At 72.4% G+C, this 17,751-nt stretch carries 13 protein-coding genes and 1 pseudogene; 3 read left to right on the plus strand and 11 right to left on the minus strand.

The genetic code is table 11. The features are described 5' to 3' along the window. Nucleotides 1-623 precede the first annotated feature (623 nt). Both HCK04_RS29885 and HCK04_RS29890 read right to left on the minus strand, forming a co-directional pair. On the minus strand, nt 624-1,385 hold the full coding sequence (locus HCK04_RS29885) for an ABC transporter permease (RefSeq protein ID WP_142650707.1): 762 nt from the start codon (nt 1,383-1,385) through the stop codon (nt 624-626). Beyond that, nucleotides 1,372-2,256, minus strand: a complete 885-nt coding sequence (locus HCK04_RS29890; protein ID WP_142650708.1) for an ABC transporter ATP-binding protein — start codon at nt 2,254-2,256, stop codon at nt 1,372-1,374. The genes HCK04_RS29885 and HCK04_RS29890 overlap by 14 nt, the downstream gene beginning before the upstream one ends. A gap of 54 nt (nt 2,257-2,310) precedes the next feature. On the opposite strand from HCK04_RS29890, the gene HCK04_RS29895 reads away from it, so the two are divergent. Continuing rightward, nucleotides 2,311-2,946, plus strand: coding sequence for a TetR/AcrR family transcriptional regulator (locus tag HCK04_RS29895; protein WP_142650709.1), 636 nt, complete (start codon nt 2,311-2,313; stop codon nt 2,944-2,946). Here HCK04_RS29895 and HCK04_RS29900 read toward each other — a convergent pair whose 3' ends face one another. Continuing rightward, a complete protein-coding gene (locus HCK04_RS29900) occupies nt 2,947-3,846 on the minus strand; it encodes a hypothetical protein (protein WP_142650710.1) in 900 nt (299 codons plus the stop codon). Between the two features lie 267 nt (nt 3,847-4,113). Between HCK04_RS29900 and HCK04_RS29905 the strand changes: the two genes are divergently transcribed. Beyond that, nucleotides 4,114-4,839: a Uma2 family endonuclease gene (locus HCK04_RS29905; RefSeq protein WP_142650711.1), complete on the plus strand. Its 726-nt coding sequence runs from the start codon at nt 4,114-4,116 to the stop codon at nt 4,837-4,839. Here the strand turns inward: HCK04_RS29905 and HCK04_RS29910 are convergent. The 3 genes from HCK04_RS29910 to HCK04_RS29920 form a co-directional block, all read right to left on the minus strand. Continuing rightward, the gene (locus HCK04_RS29910) at nt 4,814-8,071 is read right to left on the minus strand and encodes an ATP-dependent DNA helicase (RefSeq protein ID WP_142650712.1); all 3,258 of its coding nucleotides are present in this window, start codon (nt 8,069-8,071) and stop codon (nt 4,814-4,816) included. The genes HCK04_RS29905 and HCK04_RS29910 overlap by 26 nt on opposite strands. After that, nucleotides 8,065-11,304, minus strand: coding sequence for an ATP-dependent DNA helicase (locus tag HCK04_RS29915; protein ID WP_142650713.1), 3,240 nt, complete (start codon nt 11,302-11,304; stop codon nt 8,065-8,067). The genes HCK04_RS29910 and HCK04_RS29915 overlap by 7 nt, the downstream gene beginning before the upstream one ends. A 71-nt stretch (nt 11,305-11,375) precedes the next feature. Beyond that, nucleotides 11,376-12,236, minus strand: a complete 861-nt coding sequence (locus HCK04_RS29920) for a helix-turn-helix transcriptional regulator (RefSeq protein WP_205830871.1) — start codon at nt 12,234-12,236, stop codon at nt 11,376-11,378. Nucleotides 12,237-12,276: 40 nt separating this feature from the next. On the opposite strand from HCK04_RS29920, the pseudogene HCK04_RS42840 reads away from it, so the two are divergent. Next, nucleotides 12,277-12,489 (plus strand): annotated as a pseudogene (locus HCK04_RS42840) (SDR family NAD(P)-dependent oxidoreductase); the annotation flags it as partial. A gap of 158 nt (nt 12,490-12,647) precedes the next feature. Here HCK04_RS42840 and HCK04_RS29930 read toward each other — a convergent pair. The 5 genes from HCK04_RS29930 to HCK04_RS29950 all read right to left on the minus strand — a co-directional run bounded on the left by HCK04_RS29930 (nt 12,648) and on the right by HCK04_RS29950 (nt 17,720). After that, entirely contained in the window at nt 12,648-13,190 is a 543-nt protein-coding gene (locus tag HCK04_RS29930; protein ID WP_142650714.1) for an RDD family protein, read from the minus strand. A 59-nt stretch (nt 13,191-13,249) separates the two neighbouring features. Further along, a complete protein-coding gene (locus HCK04_RS29935; protein ID WP_205830872.1) occupies nt 13,250-13,744 on the minus strand; it encodes a DUF6010 family protein in 495 nt (164 codons plus the stop codon). 149 nt (nt 13,745-13,893) lie between these two features. Next, nucleotides 13,894-16,791 (minus strand): CDP-glycerol glycerophosphotransferase family protein, encoded by a 2,898-nt coding sequence (locus HCK04_RS29940; protein WP_142650715.1) that lies wholly within the window; start codon nt 16,789-16,791, stop codon nt 13,894-13,896. Between the two features lie 246 nt (nt 16,792-17,037). Next, a complete protein-coding gene (locus HCK04_RS29945) occupies nt 17,038-17,364 on the minus strand; it encodes an MGMT family protein (protein ID WP_185949057.1) in 327 nt (108 codons plus the stop codon). Further along, nucleotides 17,352-17,720, minus strand: coding sequence for a hypothetical protein (locus tag HCK04_RS29950; RefSeq protein WP_142650717.1), 369 nt, complete (start codon nt 17,718-17,720; stop codon nt 17,352-17,354). The genes HCK04_RS29945 and HCK04_RS29950 overlap by 13 nt, the downstream gene beginning before the upstream one ends. Nucleotides 17,721-17,751: the final 31 nt, after the last annotated feature.

A 17,751-nucleotide genomic window follows, 5' to 3' on the forward strand; every position in this document is an offset into this window, starting at 1 on the left:
TCCAGAGTCCACCGATTACCCCATCGCCGGCGACGAGGGGCACGGCGAGACACATACCGGCATTCTTAACGACTCATGAGACGCGAAAGGCCGTGTAAAAGAATGACCACGCCGAGCCGGAAGGCGAGCGTGATGATGTTTCACGCGCAGATCGGCGCAGTTAACTCTCCGTAAACGGATGATCACGCGCAACACGGTTACGAACTCCTCAACATGGCGCGGCGGCGCCTGTGAATCAGGTTGGTTCAGTATCAAGATCAGATCGAATTGACCAAAGCCGGATTTGCGCCCCTCAGGCGGCTGATGGACAAATACAAACGGCCGACGGCGGACGCGACGAACAAGCCGCGTTACGTGGCCGAACGGGCAGAGTCAACCGATTACTCCATTGCGGCCGACGGGACGCACGGCGAGACGCACACCGGCACCCTTCACGACTCATGAGACGCCAGAGGCCGCATGGAAGAAGGGCCACGCCGAGCCGAAAGACGTCCTATGGGGCTGACGCCGCACAGCGCGGCAAAGGCGGCCCCGCTGTTCAGCCGATCAGAGTTGTCGCCTGCGGTGCCGCTCAGGGTTGTCGCCTGCGGTGACGAGGAGACAAGCGGCCTGCCGCCGGGCGGTCAGAGCGCCACCAGCCGTCCGCTGCGCCCCTTCAGGCGGCCAACGGCCAGGGCGCCGCAGGCCAGCGCGACGACGAGGAGCACCCCGCACACCTCCGCCACGGTCGCCGCGTCGCCGACGAGCGCGGCACACAGCCCGTGCACGGCCCAGTAGCCGGGAGAGACCGGGGCCACGGCCGCGACCCAGTGCGGCAGCGCTCCGAGCGGAACGAGCGCGCCGCCGAGGCTGCTGAGCAGCATGCCGCCGATGTCGTACGCGGCCGACAGCTCGCCCATTCCGCGTACGAGCACGCCGAGCAGCGCGCCGAGGGCGAGCAGGGTGCAGCTCCAGCAGAGCAGGACGCCCAGCAGGAGCGGCGGATGCGGCACCCGCAGGCCCAGCACCCACACGCCGAAGCCGATGACGAGCAGTTGCTGGGCGAGCATGGCGGCGAAGACCGGCACGGCCTTGCCCACCAGGATCTCCGCGGGACGCAGCGCCGTGCCGCGCAGGCGGTCCCAGGTGCGGCCGAGCCGTTCGGTGAGGATCGCGCTGCCGGAGATGCCGAGCGCGAGCAGCGAGAAGGTCACCAGCGTGCCCACGACCGCCTGCTCCGTGCCCGCCGCCTCGCCCTGCGCCGCCGCGTAAAGCGGGCGCAGCAGCGCGAGGAAGGCGAGCGGCAGGATCATCCGGCTCACCAGGGGGCCGGGCTCGCCCCGCATCAGCAGCAGGTTGTGGCGTATCAGCACGCCGACGCGGCGTACGGACTCACCGGACCACATCGCGCACCTCCCCGCCGTCCTGCTCCGAGAACGTGGCTTCCAGCGAGCGGTAGAGGTCGTCCAGGCCGGGCCGCCGCACATCGACGGAGACGGGCGTACGTCCCGACGCGAGCAGCGCGGCGAGGTCGGCGCCGGGGTCCGTGGTCGGCAGGCGCAGCTCGGGCTCGGCCGGGTCGTCGAAGGCGACCCGCAGCTCGCCCGGCAGGTCTCGGGTGAGCTCCTGCTGGGAGCCACGCGCGATGACGCGTCCGGCACGGGCGAGCGCCACCGTGGCGTCCAGATCGACGAGCTCCGGCAGATAGTGGGTCGTGTAGAGGACGGCGGCCCCCGCCTCGGCGCGGGCCCGGACCGCGGCCAGCAGTGCCGCCCGCGTCTCCGGGTCGGCGCCCGCGGTCGGCTCGTCCAGCAGGAGCAGCGGCGGCGACCCCACCATGGCCGTGGCCGCCTGGACGCGGCGGCGCTGACCACCGGACAGGACCCCGGCGGGCCGGTCCGCGACCGGGGCGAGGTGGAGCTCGTCCAGGACGCGGGTGGTCTCCGCGTCCCTGCGCCGCCCGCGCAGCCCGGCGAGCCCCGCGAACAACCGCAGGTGCTCCCGGACGCTCACCCGGTTGTACAGGGCGAGCTCCTGCGGAGCCACGCCGAGCAGACGCCGTACGGCACTGCCGGAGCGGAGCGCGTCATGTCCGGCCACCCACAGGCGGCCGGCGTCGGGGCGCACCAGGCCGGTGACGACCTCGACGAAGGTGGTCTTGCCCGCGCCGTTGTGGCCGATCAGGCCGGTGATCTCGCCGGGCGCGACCGTGAGGTCGAAGCCGTCGAGCACGTTGCGCGCGCCGTAGCGCTTCACCAGCTTCTCCGCGGCGAGCATCCATCCCTCCGGGGCATACGAGGTATACGGCGTATACGTCTACACTGTATACCTGTGGGCGGCAGGCGGGAAGAGATCCTCGAAGTGGCACTGGCCATCGCCGACGAGCGCGGGCTCGACGGGGTCTCGATGCGCGCGGTGGCCGAGCGCGTCGGGGTGACGCCGATGGCGCTCTATCGGCATGTCGGCGGCAAGGCCGAACTGCTCGACGCCATGGTCGGGCACCTGCTCGCGGCGCTCCTGCCGCCGGACCGGGATCGGCAGGAGACTCAGCGGTGGGACGAGCGGCTCGCCGCCCTCGCACGCGCCGTCCGGACGATGGTCCGGCGGCATCCCTGGGCGGCGCCCCTGCTGTTCTCCCGGCCCGCCGTCACGCCGGACGCCGTCCGTACGGTGGACGTGATCTACGACGCGCTCATCGAGGCCGGGGTGCCGGATCGGGAAGTTCCCCGGCTGGAGCGCCTGCTCAGCACCTTCGTGATCGGCTTCGCCGCGTCCGAGGTCTCGGGCCGCTTCACGAGCGGCGACCCCGATCCGCGCGGGCACCGCGGCAGTCTCCCCGAGGGCGACTTTCCCGCGCACGCCAGGCTCAAGCCCTGGCTCCGCCTGCCCGACGACCTCGCCACCGAGTTCGAGGCCGACCTGGACGACGTCCTGCGGCTGATCGAGGCGGCCGCAGGCCGACGCTGATCACCAGGACAGAGTGAGCGTGCCGTCGAGGACCTTGGCGGAGTTGGCGAGGCGGGCCTGGTCGAGCGATCCGATGACGTCGAGCCGGGCCCGGTTCTGGCCGATGACACGGCGCTCGGCCTCGACGAAGACCTCGCGGCGAACGTCGGTGTAGCCGGTCTCGGCCCGGCATCGCGCGTCCGCGACCGCTGTGTCGATCTCGGCCTTCGTGCCGCGTGACTTGGGGGTGTGGCCGGCCGAGTCGTCGTTGACGGTCGCCGCCCAGCGCCGGTCGCCACCGGCCTCGACGGTGCTCCGATAGTCGAAGCCCTCCGAACGCATGCAGTCGCTCCACTCGCGTTCGGCTGCCGCGATCCGCTGGTCTTTCAATGCGATGTCGGCCGCGGCGTCGACGAAACGCGGGACCTCGTCGTCGTCGAACCTCTTTCCCGCGTCGGCCGGGCTCACGCCGTGCGCTCCACGGTTCAGCAGGGCGTCGGCCTTGGCCATGCAGCCTCCGGGCGGCACCGCCTTTCCGTGGTATCGCCGGATTTTGCCGTAAAGCACATAGGACGCCTCGTCGGTGATGGAGTACGACGGCACGCCGGTCATCTCATCCGAACTCCGCCCAGGCTCCAGATATCCCGATTCGGCGGCCCGGCGGGGATCGAGCCACCCAAGGAGATCGACATTGCGCAGGTCGGTCACCGGCTGGACGGCGGGAAAGCGGAAATCGATCCCCACATGACGCAGGCATTCCTCCATCAGCATGAACCGGGCCCGAGTCACCTGGGCGCGATCCTTCGCGCCGAGACTGTAGGCGTCCAGGGGAAGCGTGAGATCCGGAGCCGCCGCCGACGCCGAACACCCGGTCACCACCGCGACACAGACCACCGCCATCGCTGTCCGCACAACCGACATAGGTCATTGATAGCCGATCATGATCGGTTGGCGTCACCGGAATAGAGAATCGCTCTCGCGGATAATCCCCATCCCGGCACGGGACCTTTGTGGCGGGTACGTCGCCTATGACTGATTTGTGGAGCCGGTTTTCCTTCCCCCGGTAGGGCATTCCTTCACCGCGTCGCCCCTTCCGAGCGATCTCCCGCCCATCACTCTCCTGTTACTTTCCGTGGCGCTCTGGAAACCTTCCGTACCATCAATGGAGGAGCAGGAGAGGATGGCGCTATGGCCCTCACCAAGCCGACCAAGCGCGGCAGGCGCGACCACCGCGTCCCGCAGAAGCAGGTCAGCCCCGTCCCCGACGATCTCGTCGCGGACGAGCCCAAGCCCTCGGAGGACAGGCTGCCCGAACGTCTCGAGGACCAACTGCTGCAGATGTGCCTGGCGTTCCAGGAAGCCGATTATCGGGCGGAGATCCACAACTGGCAGGTCGTCGTGAGCCCTGCAGCGAACAGGGAGCACGTCGACATCATCGACAGGCTCTCCGATCTTCTGTACCCGTTGAAGCTGGCCAACCGCTGGCGCTTCCACCAGAGCTGGGGGGTTCACATCCCACCGCAGCCCGACCTGCGACTGCCGGACCTCATGGTCGTGCCGGAAAGGGCCGAAGCGTTCGACGAGATGCGCGCTCACGGGCGCAGCCTCCTGCTGGCCGTGGAGGTGTGCTCGTTCAGCACGCGCAAGGTCGACTGGCAGGAGAAGCCACTCGACTACGCGCGGGCGGGCGTGCCGCTCTACCTGATCGTGGACCCCCTGGCGACTCCACGCACGGTGACCCTGATGAGCGACCCGCTCCCCGACCTCGGCCCCCGCGACGACCGGCAGCCGTACCAACGGATCGTCACCGCCGAGGAGGGCGAGGTGCTGGAGCTGCCCGAACCGTTCGGGATGAAGATCGAGACGAGCGCGCTCTTCGATGAGGTGGTCAGTCCTCCGGAACCCGCTGAATGAGCGTGGTGAGACCGTCCGCGTCGAGGAGATCCACGGGCCGGACGGTCTCGTTCGAGCGCACGTAGTGGAAGGCCGCCCCGACCTTCTCCAGCGGCACCCCCGCCAGCGCCGCCCAGGCCACCCGGTAGGCCGCGAGCTGCACCGACGCGGTCTCGGCGGCCCTGCCCTGCGGCCGTTCGCCGGTCTTCCAGTCGACCACCACGTAGCCGTCGCCCTCGCGGAAGACCGCGTCCATCCGCCCGCGCACCAGACGGTCGCCGATCATGGTCTCGAACGGGACCTCCAGGTCGACCGGCTCACGCGCGGCCCACTCGCTCTCCTCGAACCGCTCCTGCAGCTCGGCGAGCTGGATCTCGGTCTCCGACAGCTCGTCGGCGGCGCCGGGCAGCTCCAGGTCGTCGATCAGGCGCTGCTGGCCCCAGCGCGACTCCAGCCACCGGTGGAACGTGGTGCCCCGGCGCGCCAGCGGAGCGGGTTTACGCGGCACAGGCCGGCGCACCTGCCGGGCGAACGCCGCCGGGTCCTGGGCCAGCGTGACCAGCGACGACACCGACAGTCGCGACGGCAGCTCCACGACCGCCCCGGCCCGCTGCCGGTTCGTCTCCCGCTCGCGCAGCAGCAGGTCGGTGTCGCGCGCCCAGGCCCGCAGCCGCTCCCGATCCCGGTCCCTGAGCAGGGCGTGACCATCCGCCGCCGGGGGCGGGGCGTCGCCCATCATCGCCTCCTCCACGAGGCGGGCGCCGTCAAGGATCGCGTCGTGCACCGTGACGGACGGCCACTCGGCCACCGGCGGCTCGGCGAGCAGCGGATTGTCCGTGCTCTCCGTGTCCTCGGCCCACCGGACGACCCGGGCGCCCGCCTCGCGGATCTCCCGCAGGAAGTCCGACGGCTCCAGCGGCCGCGACGAGGAGCCCCAGCGGTAGCCGGAGGCGATCAGCAGGTAGTGCGCCCGGGTGACGGCGACGTACGCCAGCCGCCGCTCCTCCATCAGGTCGCGGTCGCGGCAGCGCTCGTCGAAGGCACCCAGCGCCTCCCGGTCCAGCCCGGCCAGCTCGGGCAGGTCCGCGCTGTCCCCCCGCAGCGGGTACGGCAGCTTGCGCGGGTTCTCCGTCCACCGCGAGTTGGTGACCGGGGTCGCGGGGAACATGCTGCCCCTGATCAGCCCGCCCTTCTGCGAGGTGAGCTGCGACAGGCCCGGCACCACCACGACCGGCCACTCCAGTCCCTTGGACGCGTGGACGGTCATCAGCTTGACCGTGTTGCTGTCGCCGACCCGCCCGGCCTCCAGCCCGAACTCCTCGCTCTCCGCCGCCTTGAGGTACGCCAGGAACGCGCCGAGCGTCGGGTCCTCCGAGTCGCCGGCGAACCGGGAGGCGGCGTCGAGGAAGGCGTCGAGGTCGGCGCGGGCGGCGAGCGGGCTACCGCCCCTGGCGGCGACCTCCACGTCGAGACCGAGCCTGCGCTCGATCTCGCTGATCAGGTCGGGCAGCGGCTGCCCCGCGTGGCCCCGCAACCAGCGCAGCTCACGGGCGACGGCGGGCAGCCGCATCCGCGCCGGCGGGGAGAACCGCTCCAGCCAGTCGGGCCGGTCGGGCAGCTCGTCGAGCGCGTCGATCAGGCTGCCGCGCTCCTCGGCGAGGTCGGCGACGACCTGGTCGAGCGGGTCCTCCGGCCGTGGTCCTCCCCTGGCCTGCCTGATCTCCTTGTTGAGCTCGCGGGCCAGGTCGCCGAGCACCTTGAGGTCGGCCGGGCCGATCCGCCAGCGCGGGCCTGCGAGCAGCCGCACCAGCGCGTCCCCGGCTGTCGGGTCGTACAGGGCCCGCAGGGTCGCGACGATGTCGGCCACCTCGGGCACGGTGAGCAGCCCGCCGAGGCCCACGACCTCCACGGGGATTCTCCGGGCCTCCAGCGCCCGGCGCAGGGCCGGGAACTGCGACCGCTTGCGGGCGAGGATCGCGACGTCCTGCGGCTGCAGGGCGGGGCCGCGCTTGGCCCGCTCGCCCTCGCCCCAGGGCAGGCCGTCCGGGGCGCCCTCGCCGTGCAGCATGCCGGCCAGGCCCTCGGCGATCCACTCCGCCTCGTCCTCGGCCGTCTCGTGGAAGGCGCACAGCACCCGCCCCCGGCCCACCCGGTTGCCGCCGGGCACCAGCACCGGCACCTCACGGGCCTCCTCGCGCAGGGGCGCCTGGATCCGGGCCGCGACGCCGAGCACGTGCTCGCCGTTGCGGAAGCTGACCGACAGCCGCCGCACCTGTGCGGGCTCTCCGGACGCCGCCGGGAAGTCCCGGGGGAACCGGGACAGGTTGCCCGCCGACGCGCCGCGCCAGCCGTAGATCGACTGGCAGGGGTCGCCGACCGCCGTGACCGGGTGGCCCCCGCCGTACAGCGAACGCAGCAGCACGAGCTGGGCGTGGCTGGTGTCCTGATACTCGTCGAGCAGCACGACGGAGAACCGGGACCGCTCCGACGCGCCGACCTCGGGATGCCGCGAGGCGATCCGCGCGGCCAGCGCCATCTGGTCGCCGTAGTCGATGACCTCCCTGGACCGCTTGAGCCGTTCGTACGCCTCGACCATCGGCAGCAGTTGCTCGCGGACGGCCTGGGTCTCGACGGGCTTGCGCTGGTCCTTGACGATGCGCCCGGTGAGCGAGGCCAGGCGCTCGCGCAGCCAGTCGCCGACCTCGCGTACGTCCGACGGTTCGCGCAGGTGCTCGGCGAGCTCTCCGGCCAGCTCCAGCACGGCGGCGGTGACGCTGGACGGGGACAGGTCCACCCGGTCCATCGGCCCGTCATACTGGCCCACCACCCGGGCCGCCATCTGCCAGGCCACGGCGGGCGTGACGAGCCGCATCGTGGGCTCCAGCCCCTCGCGCAGCGCGTGGTCGGTCACCAGCCGGGCGGCGTACGCGTGATAGGTGGAGACCGTCGGCTCGGAGTCGAGCAGCTCGGGCTCGACCAGCCCGGCCGCCGCCAGCCCCGCCAGCCGCTGGCGCACCCGCTCGGCCAGCTCGGCGGCGGCCTTGCGGGTGAAGGTGAGGCCGAGGATCTGCTCGGGCCTGGCCAGGCCGTTGGCGACCAGCCAGACCACCCGCCCGGCCATGGTCTCGCTCTTGCCGGACCCCGCCCCCGCCACGACCACCATCGGCTCCGGCGGCGCCTCGATGACGGCCGCCTGCTCGGGGGTGGGCGGGAGGATCCCGAGCCGACCGGCCAGCTCACCGGGCGTCAGCACACCTGTCCTCCGTTGTCGTTCACAGGGCAGGCGATTTTAGCGGCACAGGTGCGGCAGCCGTCGTTGACCGTGGCGACGAACACGTTGGCGGACATGCCGGTCGCCACCGTCTTGACCAGCTCCTTCGCCCAGTCGGGCTCGGGGTCGTCGGCGAGCGCCCGCTGGGCCTGCTCCTTGGCGTCGGCCGACTGGCCCGCCGCCTTGCCCAGATGCAGCAGCGACGCGCCGCCCGGCTGGGTGAGGCCGTGCCGTTCGAACGCGCCGAGCGTCGTGGCGAGCTGATACACCCCGAGCTGCGGGTGCCGGTCGATCTCGGTGTCCTTGGGCTTGCCGCTGCCGGTCTTGATGTCGATGATCAAGGCTCGGCCGGCCTCGTCCCGCTCGACCCGGTCCACCCGGCCGGTGATCTGGATGTCGTGGCCCGGCACCCGTACGGTGAACGCCTCCTCGACGGCGACCAGATCGCGCTGTTTGTCCTTCTGCCACCGGACGAACCTGTCGACCATCTGCTCGGCGACGCGGCGCTGCTTGCGGTTGAACCACAGCCCGCCGAAGTCGAACTGGTCCCAGATGTCGTCGAGCCGCTTGACGTAGTCGGTGCCGTCCTCGGTGGCCATGGCGGCGATCGCGTGGACGACAGTGCCGAGGTTCTGGGTGACGTTCGACGACCCGGCCCCGACCGCGGTCTCCAGCATCCAGCGCAGGCCGCACTTGGTGAAGCTCTCCACCGACGACGGTGAGATCTGCACGACGTCGTCGGGCCAGCCGAGCGGCCGGTCGTCGGAGATCGGGGTCAGCGCGTACCACTCGCCGGGATTGGCCCCGGGCACCCCCGCCTGGGCCAGCCTGGCGAGGTGCGCGGCGGCCTCGCGGCGCATCGCCTCGGACTTGCTCGTGTCGCACACTGCCGCGCGCAGGTCCGCGACCAGCGCCGGCATGCTGAGCCACCGCGCCCGGTCGTCCACGGTCGCCGCCTCCACGCCGCCGGGCAGCAGCTCGGTGAGGAACCGGGAGGGCCGTTCGTCGGTGTCCTCGCCGCCGACGGCCGTGACGACGAGCTTCCTGCGGGCGCGGGTGGCCGCGACGTAGAACAGCCGCCGTTCCTCGGCGAGGAGCTTGGACGCCAGCGCGGCCGTCGCCGCCTGCGTGGTGTCCAGCGCCGAGCCGCCCGCGAACTCCACCCCGCCCGCCAGATCCACCAGGGCCTCGGTGCCGAGGAGCGAGCCGCGCAGGCGCAGGTCGGGCCACAGGCCCTCCTGGACGCCGGCGACCACCACCACGTCCCATTCGAGGCCCTTCGACCGGTGCGCGGTCAGAATCCGTACGGCGTCGCCCTCGGGGGCCGACTCGGCCAGCGAGTCGCCGGCGATCTCCTGGGACGTCAGGTCGTCGAGGAACACCGCGACCCCGGCCTTGGGCAGCCGGTCGGTGAAGCGGGCCACGTGGTCGAACAGGGCCACGACGGCGTCGAGATCGCGGTCGGCCTGGGCGCCCCGGGCCCCGCCCGCGAGGCTGGCCTCGGTCCAGCGCTCCGCGAGCCCGCTGGCCTGCCAGATCTCCCACAGCGTCTCCTCGGCGCCCTGGCCGTGCCGTACGGCCTCGCGGGCGGTCGCGATGAGCCGCGCGAGCCGTTCCGCCGGCGCCGCGACGTGGGGCTCGACGCCGCCCAGCTCCCGGGCGTCGCGCAGCGCCGCGACCAGCAGCTCGTCCGACGAGCGCGGGGTGAAGGGCAGCGGCGGCTGACCCGCCTCCTCCGCGGCGGCGGCCTCCGCGGCGACCGCCTCGTGCTCGGCGATCCGCAGGGCGCGGCGCAGCCGGCGCACGCCGATCATGTCGGTGCCGCCGAGCGGACCGGTCAGCAGTTCCTCGGCGGTCGCCACGTCCAGCGTGGACGGCGCGGCGGCGATCCGCAGCAGTGTGATCAGCGGCCGGACGCCGGGCTCCTGCACCAGCGGGAGCTCGTCGCCCGCGACCACGACGGGCACCCCCGCGGTGACCAGCGCCCGCCGCAGCAGCGGCACGTGGCGCACGGCGCTGCGCACCAGCACCGCCATGCGCGACCACGGCACCCCGTCGAGCAGGTGCGCCCGGCGCAGCGTGTCGGCCACCACCGCGGCCTCCTGGCTGGCGCTGTCGGCCAGCAGGACCTTCACCTCGCCCGGCTCGGCGTCCTCCAGCGGGATCAGGTCGCGGTGGCCGCCGGTCCTGTTCTCATGGCCCGGCACGGCCGGGAGGCGGCCGGCGACGCGGCGGGAGGCCTCCAGCAGGGCGGGGCCGCTGCGGCGGCACACCCGCAGCGCGACCACCGGGGCGTCCCGCCCGTCGCGCGTCGGGAACCGCTCGGGGAACCGGAGGATGCCCTGCACGTCGGCGCCGCGGAAGCCGTAGATCGACTGGTCGGGGTCGCCCACGGCGATCAGGTCGCGGCCGTCTCCCGCGAGCTGCCTGAGCAGGAACTCCTGCGCCGGGTCGGTGTCCTGGTATTCGTCGACGAGCACCAGGTCGTACGCGTCCCGCTCGCGCCGCCGCACCTCGCCGTCGGCCAGCAGACCGGCCGCCTCGCGGATCAGCTCGGAGTAGTCCAGCGCGGGCACCGGATCGAGGTCGAACCGGTCCTGATAGCGGTAGGAGAACAGCCCGGCGGCCTCCCAGTCGGGCCTGCCGTGCTCGCGGCCTAACCGCACCAGCGCGTCGCCGTACAGACCGCGCTCGGCCGCGCGGGACAGGAAGTCGCGCAGCTCCTCGGCGAACCCCCGGGTCTTGAGCAGCTCCCGCATGTCCGGGGGCCAGTGCCGCGCGCCGTCCTCCAGCTCGCCGTGCAGCAGCCGGCGGATCTCCAGCAGCTGCTCGGGGCCGGTGAGCAGGCGCGGTGGCGGCTCACCGGCCAGCACCGCCTCGCGGCGCAGCAGCGCGTACGCGTAGCTGTGGAAGGTGAGGGCCAGCGGGGTCCTGGTAGTCCTGCGCATCCGGGCGGTGATCCGCTCGCGCAGCTCGCCGGCCGCCTTGCGGCTGAAGGTGAGGACGAGCACCCGCTCGGGGTCCACGCCGCGGCGCTCGACCCGGTCGACGACGGTCTCCACGATCGTGGTGGTCTTGCCGGTGCCCGGCCCGGCGAGCACGAGCAGGGGACCGCTCTCGTGCTCGACGACGGCGCGCTGATGTTCGTCCAGCACGGGAGCGGCGCGGCGTCCCACTCCCCCGCGACGCACCAGCCGGTAGTTCTGACCACTCACAACACAGCATTCCACCAGATCACTGAGACAGATCGTGCCCGAATGCCCACTCGGTGTCCCAGTAGGGCGGATCAGCCGGCCGTCGGCACCCGTGCGTCCGGTTTATCCAGATCGCCGCGCTGGGCCCGCCAGAGCCGGGCCAGCACGCGGCCGATCGGAGAGGCCGGATCGGCGGTGTACATGACGACCAGCAGGTCGGGGTCCCCCGGCAGGGCCAGGGTCTCGTACGCGAAGTCGAGATCGCCCAGCTCCGGGTGGCGCAGCAGCTTGACGCCGAAGGTCTTCTCGGCGACCCGGTGCTCCTCCCACAGGCGGGCGAAGTCCGGATCGGCGGACAGATCGGCGACAAGCGGGCCCAGCAGCGGGTCGTCGGGGTGCCTCCCGGCGTACAGCCGCAGATAGGAGATGGCCTCGGCGGCCACGGCCGGCCAGTCGCGATAGGGGGTGCGCGCACGCGGCGTCAGGAACGTCTGGCGGGCCATGTTGCGCTCGCCCTCGGGCATGTCCGAGAAACCGGTGACCGCGTCGGCGAGTGCGTTCCAGGCGAGCACGTCCATCCGGGGCCCGAGGACGAACGCCGGCACAGAGTCTGCCGCGTCGAGGAGCATCCGTACCCCGGGCCGGACGTGGCCGAGAGGAGCGCGCCGGTCGTCCGGCGGGCGGAGGAGGCGGCGCAGATGCGCACGTTCGGTGCCGTCCAGGCGCAGCACCCGCGCGACCGCGTCGAGCACCTCGTCGGAGACGTTGCGGACGCGCTGCTGCTCCAGGCGGATGTAGTACTCCGCGCTCATGCCCGCGAGCAGCGCGACCTCCTCGCGCCGCAGCCCGCTCACCCGCCGCCGCCCGTGCGCCGGGAGGCCGACGTCCTCGGGCCGGATCCGGGCCCGGCGAGAGCGCAGGAACCGTCCCAGATCGCCATCTATGACGTCCAAGCCTAGTACCGGCTTTACCAGGAAAAAGCGTGTGCTGGGTATGCCCGGGCCCGCCCCGGCAGGGTGGCTCTCGTCAACCTCGAACGAAGGAGTCACCGTGAGCTACGAGAACCTGGCCGGACGCGTCGCCGTCGTCACTGGGGCCGCCAGCGGCATCGGAGAGGCGACGGCACGGCTGCTGGCCGCCTCCGGCGCCAAGGTCGCGTTGCTCGCCCGCCGCGCCGACCGGCTGGAGGAAGTCGCCGCCGCGGTCGGCGACGTCCTCGGCGGTCAGGGAGGTGATGACTTCGTACATCCCGGCGAGCTGCGCCCCGAGCTCCCGGATCGCCTACACGGTCAGCCGGGCACGGCACGTCAACCTCCGTCAGGTCGTCGCGCTTCCGGCGAACCAGGTCTGAGCGGGCAGACCGATCACGGCGCCTGCGGCCGGACGACCCGGGTGCCGGAGAGCAGGTCATAGGGCGTCCTGCCCGAGGGCAGGAAAAGGGCGCCCAGCCAGGCGAACATGATGACGTAGACGATGATCGTCAGCACCAGCAGAGACCCGGGCGGGTTCGGGGCCGCGGTGGCGAAGCCGTACGCGACGGTGTGCCCCAGTTCCCACGGCAGAGCGATCTTGGCGGTGTTGCGCAGCAGCGCGCGCCCGAAACCGATCGGTCCCCCCGAGCGGGCGTCCACGACGATCAGGCCCCTGACCCGCTTCCCCGGCGTGGCCTGGAAGCGGCCGGACTCGCGCCGGGCGCACCACAGGGTCACCGGCGCGATCAGGAGGAGGAACGAGACGAGGTTCCACAGGCCGACGGGCAGCCGCAGTCCCGCCGAGTAGACGACCACGCCGACGGGGACCAGGAGCAGCGGAAGGATGAGGATGAACAACCAGTCGATCAGCCAGGCGGTGATGCGGCGCCAGGCCGGTGCGCGGGTCCCCCCGATGAATGATGACGAAGTCGACATGGCGTCCTTTCATGAACGTTCAGGACGCTACCGGGGTGGAGCGGAGGAGGCACCACTCATCACGGAGAAACCGGCATGCGCGGCCGGGTGATCCGGGCCCGTACGAGGCCGATGAGCGAGGGACCGCCCCAGAAGCACCACAGGGCGATGACGGGGTCGCAGACGGCGCAGCCGAAGGACGAGTCGTGGGCGAAGGGGATGATCGGGCTGCCCTTGAGGTGGTGGAGGACGTCCCAGGCGGTGTGCAGCAGCCAGGCGATCCCGATGAACGTCCACGACTCCAGGCCGCGGTAGGCGCAGTAGGCGACGAGGGCGGTGAAGGGGAACTCCCAGCCGCCGAGGCCCCCGCCGCTGAGGTAGGCGGCCCCCGCCCCACCCACCATGATCGCGTTGAAGCGGCGGCGGGCCGGTTCGGGGATCAGCGACATCAGCACGGCGTAGGCGAGGCCGATCAGGATCGGCAGGACGAGATTCATGGTCGTGCGGCTCTCTCGGATGGCTGTCGTGAGCGCGAGCGGCGTGCCCGCGCCGGACAGCCAACCAGCCGGCCGCATGCCCGCCCAGGGGCATTGGCGTCACATGCCGACGGGATCCCGCCAGGCCGCCTACGCGGACGGCCGTCCCTCGCCGGCCACGCCTGTCCCCTGGGGATCTCCTCCGTCCGGCACCGGTGCCTCGCGATCCTCGGCGTTCCCGGTGCCGGTCAGGAGGAGAACACGTGGTCGATGACCCGGGCGGTGGCCTTGCCGTTGTCGTGCGGCGCGTAGGTCCGCGCGAAGGCCGCGTAGCGGTCGGCCAGCTTGGCGGTCACCGCGTCGATGTTGCGCAGGGCCTCCACGACCTCGGGCGAGGTCTCCAGCCGCAGCCCCGGACGCTGGGACTCCAGGTCGAGGTACAGCCCGCGGGACGAGCGATACTTGGCCAGGTCCGGCGTGAACAGCACGACCGGCCGCCCGGTCGCCACGAAGTCGAACATCACCGAGGAGTAGTCGGTGACGAGCACGTCGGCGATCAGCAGCAGATCGGCGGTGTCGGGATAGGTCGTCACGTCGATCGCGAAGCCGTCGTGCGCGTTCACGTGCGGGAAGGCCTGCATCATGTGGCCGCGGACCAGTACGACGTGATCGGCGCCGAGCGCCCGCTTCGCGTCCGCCAGGTCGAGCTTGACCGTGGCGTTCCTGCGGTCGTAGTCGCGGTAGGTCGGCGCGTACAGGACGACCCGCTTGCCCTCGGGGATGCCGATCCGCCGCCGGATCTCGGCCGCCATCGCGTCGCGGTCGCCGGAGACGAGCACGTCGTTGCGCGGGTAGCCCGACTCGAGGATCTCGCCCTCGTAGCCGAACGCCTTGCGCAGGACGGACGACGCCCACGGGCTCTGCGACAGCAGCAGGTCCCAGCCGCGGACCTCCACCGCCTGGCGGTGCCAGACCGGGGGCCGGGGCTCGCGCTTCATGTGGGCCTGGTCGCGGCCGATGTGCTTGACCGGCGTGCCGTGCCAGGTCTGCACGCACACCTGGTCGTCGCGGGTGCGGAACCACTGCGGCATGAAGCCGTTGGACACGATGTAGCGGGCGCGGGCCAGCGCCTCGTAGTGCTCCCGGCTGCCCTCGCGGACGACCGTGGGCGTCACGCCGTCGCCGAGCCCCAGCTCGCGCGAGCCCGGCGGCACGAACGCGCCGTCCCTGACGACCCAGATGTGCTCGCCCTCGTCGCCGCGCCGCACCCGCTCCTCGTAGATGGCGCGCGGATTGTCGGAGTAGGCACGGCCGTCGAAGGAGACGTAGACGGTGGCCTCACGCAGCGGCCGGGCGCGCTCGGCGGGGTAGAACGTGCGGCTCAGCGCCCACACACCCGCCGCGCTCCGCTCGTCGCCGGGCCGGTCCTCGGCCGCCACCAGCACCGGCACGTCATAACGGGTGGCGACGAACCGGTAGACCCGGCCGCCGATGAGCCGGGGGCTCTCGTCCAGCGCGTCGAGACCGGCGTGGTCGAACCGGACGGGCACCATCGCGGGGCCGTACCGGCCGGGCGGGGCCACCGAGATGTTCCAGGTGCCCTCGGCCAGCGGCACGGCCGACCCGAAGCGCGGCATCGCGCCGGGCGACAGCCGTACGGTGAAGCGCTCGCCGTCGCGCTCCAGAGGCACGCGGATCGTGAGCCCGCCCCGGTGTCGCAGCACGAGGTCGCGCGGGCCCTGGTCGGGGTCGGGGTAGCGGCCGGTGAGCGTGATCGACTCGTCGTGCCACTCGGCCGAGGTGATCACGGGCAGGATCTTGTGACCCGAGATGACGACCCGGTCGCGCCGGTCGCCCTGCACCGTGATCTCGCGCTCGCCGAGCAGCAGGCGGGTCTCCTCCGCGCCCTCCAGCATGACGGCGGCGGCCGGGTCTCCCTTGGGCTCGACCCACAGCCGACGGGACTCGGCGTTGAGCAGGGTGCCGACCGCGAGCGACAGCGAGAACCGGCTGCCGCCCTCGACCGGGGTGAAGTCGGCAGACATGCGGTGACCGCCGACGCGGGCCTTGCCCTTGGTGACGGGCCGGCCCGGCAGGAAGCCGGTGAGCTCGATGTTGTCGCCGTTCAGCCGCACGCCGGTGAGCTGGGCGCGGGTCGGCTGGTAGACCACCTGCAGCGCCTTGTCGGAGGTCCACACGGGCCGCACCCACCAGCGCGGGCGCACCTGGAGCCCGGCCGGGCGCTCGGTGCGGCCGATCACCGGGCCGCGCAGCACGCCCTTGGCACGGGCGGCGCGGCTCCAGATCACGATCTCGGCCCGCCAGGTGGTGGTGTCCTGCACGATGTGGCGGCGGCGCAGCACCCGCTTGGCGCCGCGCACCAGGGCCCGCACCCCGGCACGCCAGCGCAGCGCGAACGGATGCACCTCGGCGGTGAAGCCCGCCCAGTCGTAGTTGCATCCGGGCTCGCGGGCCGCGTGGGTCGCCTCGGGGCGGTAGGTCCTGCGGGTCTTCATCGTGATCCGGGGCAGCCAGCGGGGGCCGCGCAGCACGACGGTGGCGCGGTTGAACCGCCCGCTGCGGACCGACAGGCCCGCGATGTAGGCGTGCCCGGTCACCCTCAGGCGGTTGCCCACCCAGGTGATGTCGTCGATCTGGGTGACCGGCACGAGGTCGGCCGCCCGCAGGCGCAGCAGCGAGGGGTCGGCGACCTCCACCGGCAGGTCGGCGTACCACCGCAGGCCCCGCCGCACCCGGCGGGAGGGCTCGGCCGCGGCGGCGGCGAGCTTGGCCAGCGCGTCGCCCTCGGCGAGCTCGCCCGGGTCCTGCGTCTCGATCAGGTGGCAGGCGACCCGGCGCCCGACCGGCAGGTCCCGCTTGACCTTCGGGTCGACCTCCGCGAGGTAGGGGCGCAGCGCGTCGATGGTCTGACGGCGGCGGGCGGGCCCGCGTTTGGCGGCGGCGTCGAGGCGCAGACCCAGGGGACCGACGATCGCCTCGCGGTCGACCTCCCGGCGCTGCGCGGGGCTGAGCCCCTCCGCGCGCACGAGCGCGACCAGCGCGTCTATCGGCTCGCCCCGGTCGTATAGCTCCTGGACAGCCCGCAGTCGTTCAGCGACGGCGTCGCTCGTGGGTGCGGGTGTCATTCGGGAGGCACCACCCTTCGCCAGACCTGGTTTCAGAAAATGGTAATGCCCTCAGAACACTGCCAGACCTGACTCGCGAAAGCCTGTGGATTTCCTGTGAATCAGCGGGTGACACCCCTGTGGCACCGGGTGACGAGTGGCACTACGGGGAGGGGAGTGACACCGATCCGACCGCCCGGGGCGCGGATTGTCAGGCCCGAAGTCAGCTCTGGAGCCGGCGCCGGAGGGGCGTTACGATGATCACCGTCACGGTCGCTCCCGGCCGTCCCAGCGGGCCGCACGCATGTCCGCGCGCGTGCCGCGGTGCGGCGTGCCCTCCTCCCGCCACCGGGCGAGGCATTCGGCTTCGAGGCCGGCCGCCGGGGTGCCGTCGGCGTGGATCACGCGCCACCAGGGCACGGCTCCGCCCCACAGCGACATCACGCGGCCGACCTGCCGGGGACCGCCCTCGCCGAGATACTCGGCGACGTCCCCGTACGACATCACCTTGCCGCGCGGGATCCGCTCGACCACGTCGAGCACCCGCTCCGCGTACGGCGGCGGCTGGCCGCGGCCGTCCCTCAAGCGCTCCACTCGGTCGGCCCGGCCGCGAGGATCTCTTCGAGCTTGCCGAACTCGTACGTGGACGATCCGTTGATCTGCTCGACGACGCCGTTCCTGATGCCGTACGCCTCGCCGTCCTCACCCACGAGCCGGGCCCCCATGAGATCGGTGAGAAGTGCCAGCTGGGCGACCTGCCAGTCGGACCCGGGCTGGCCGGAGAGCCGCCCCGACCAGGTCGCGATCTGATGCACCGAGTCGCCGTGGCGCGCGACGACCTCGCCCGCCTCCTGCGACCCGCGCAGCTCGAATCCGGCCCGTGCCGAGACGCTCGCGAGTTCGGCGTAGGCGAGCGGTGCATCCCGCTCTACGCGCAGCTCGTACCCCATGAGCCGCGACCTTAGCGAAATTTGACCGGGC

This window comes from Microbispora sp. CL1-1, assembly GCF_012034195.1.
Classification (GTDB): Bacteria; Actinomycetota; Actinomycetes; order Streptosporangiales; family Streptosporangiaceae; genus Microbispora.

Bases quoted from the DNA above. Each gene is read 5' to 3' on its own strand.
- HCK04_RS29890 (WP_142650708.1), bottom strand. From the start codon at position 2,256: ATGCTCGCCGCGGAGAAGCTGGTGAAGCGCTACGGCGCGCGCAACGTG.
- HCK04_RS29900 (WP_142650710.1), bottom strand. From the start codon at position 3,846: ATGTCGGTTGTGCGGACAGCGATGGCGGTGGTCTGTGTCGCGGTGGTG.
- HCK04_RS29935 (WP_205830872.1), bottom strand. From the start codon at position 13,744: ATGCGGCCGGCTGGTTGGCTGTCCGGCGCGGGCACGCCGCTCGCGCTC.
- HCK04_RS29885 (WP_142650707.1), bottom strand. From the start codon at position 1,385: ATGTGGTCCGGTGAGTCCGTACGCCGCGTCGGCGTGCTGATACGCCAC.
- HCK04_RS29950 (WP_142650717.1), bottom strand. From the start codon at position 17,720: ATGGGGTACGAGCTGCGCGTAGAGCGGGATGCACCGCTCGCCTACGCC.
- HCK04_RS29940 (WP_142650715.1), bottom strand. From the start codon at position 16,791: ATGACACCCGCACCCACGAGCGACGCCGTCGCTGAACGACTGCGGGCT.
- HCK04_RS29930 (WP_142650714.1), bottom strand. From the start codon at position 13,190: ATGTCGACTTCGTCATCATTCATCGGGGGGACCCGCGCACCGGCCTGG.
- HCK04_RS29905 (WP_142650711.1), top strand. From the start codon at position 4,114: ATGGCCCTCACCAAGCCGACCAAGCGCGGCAGGCGCGACCACCGCGTC.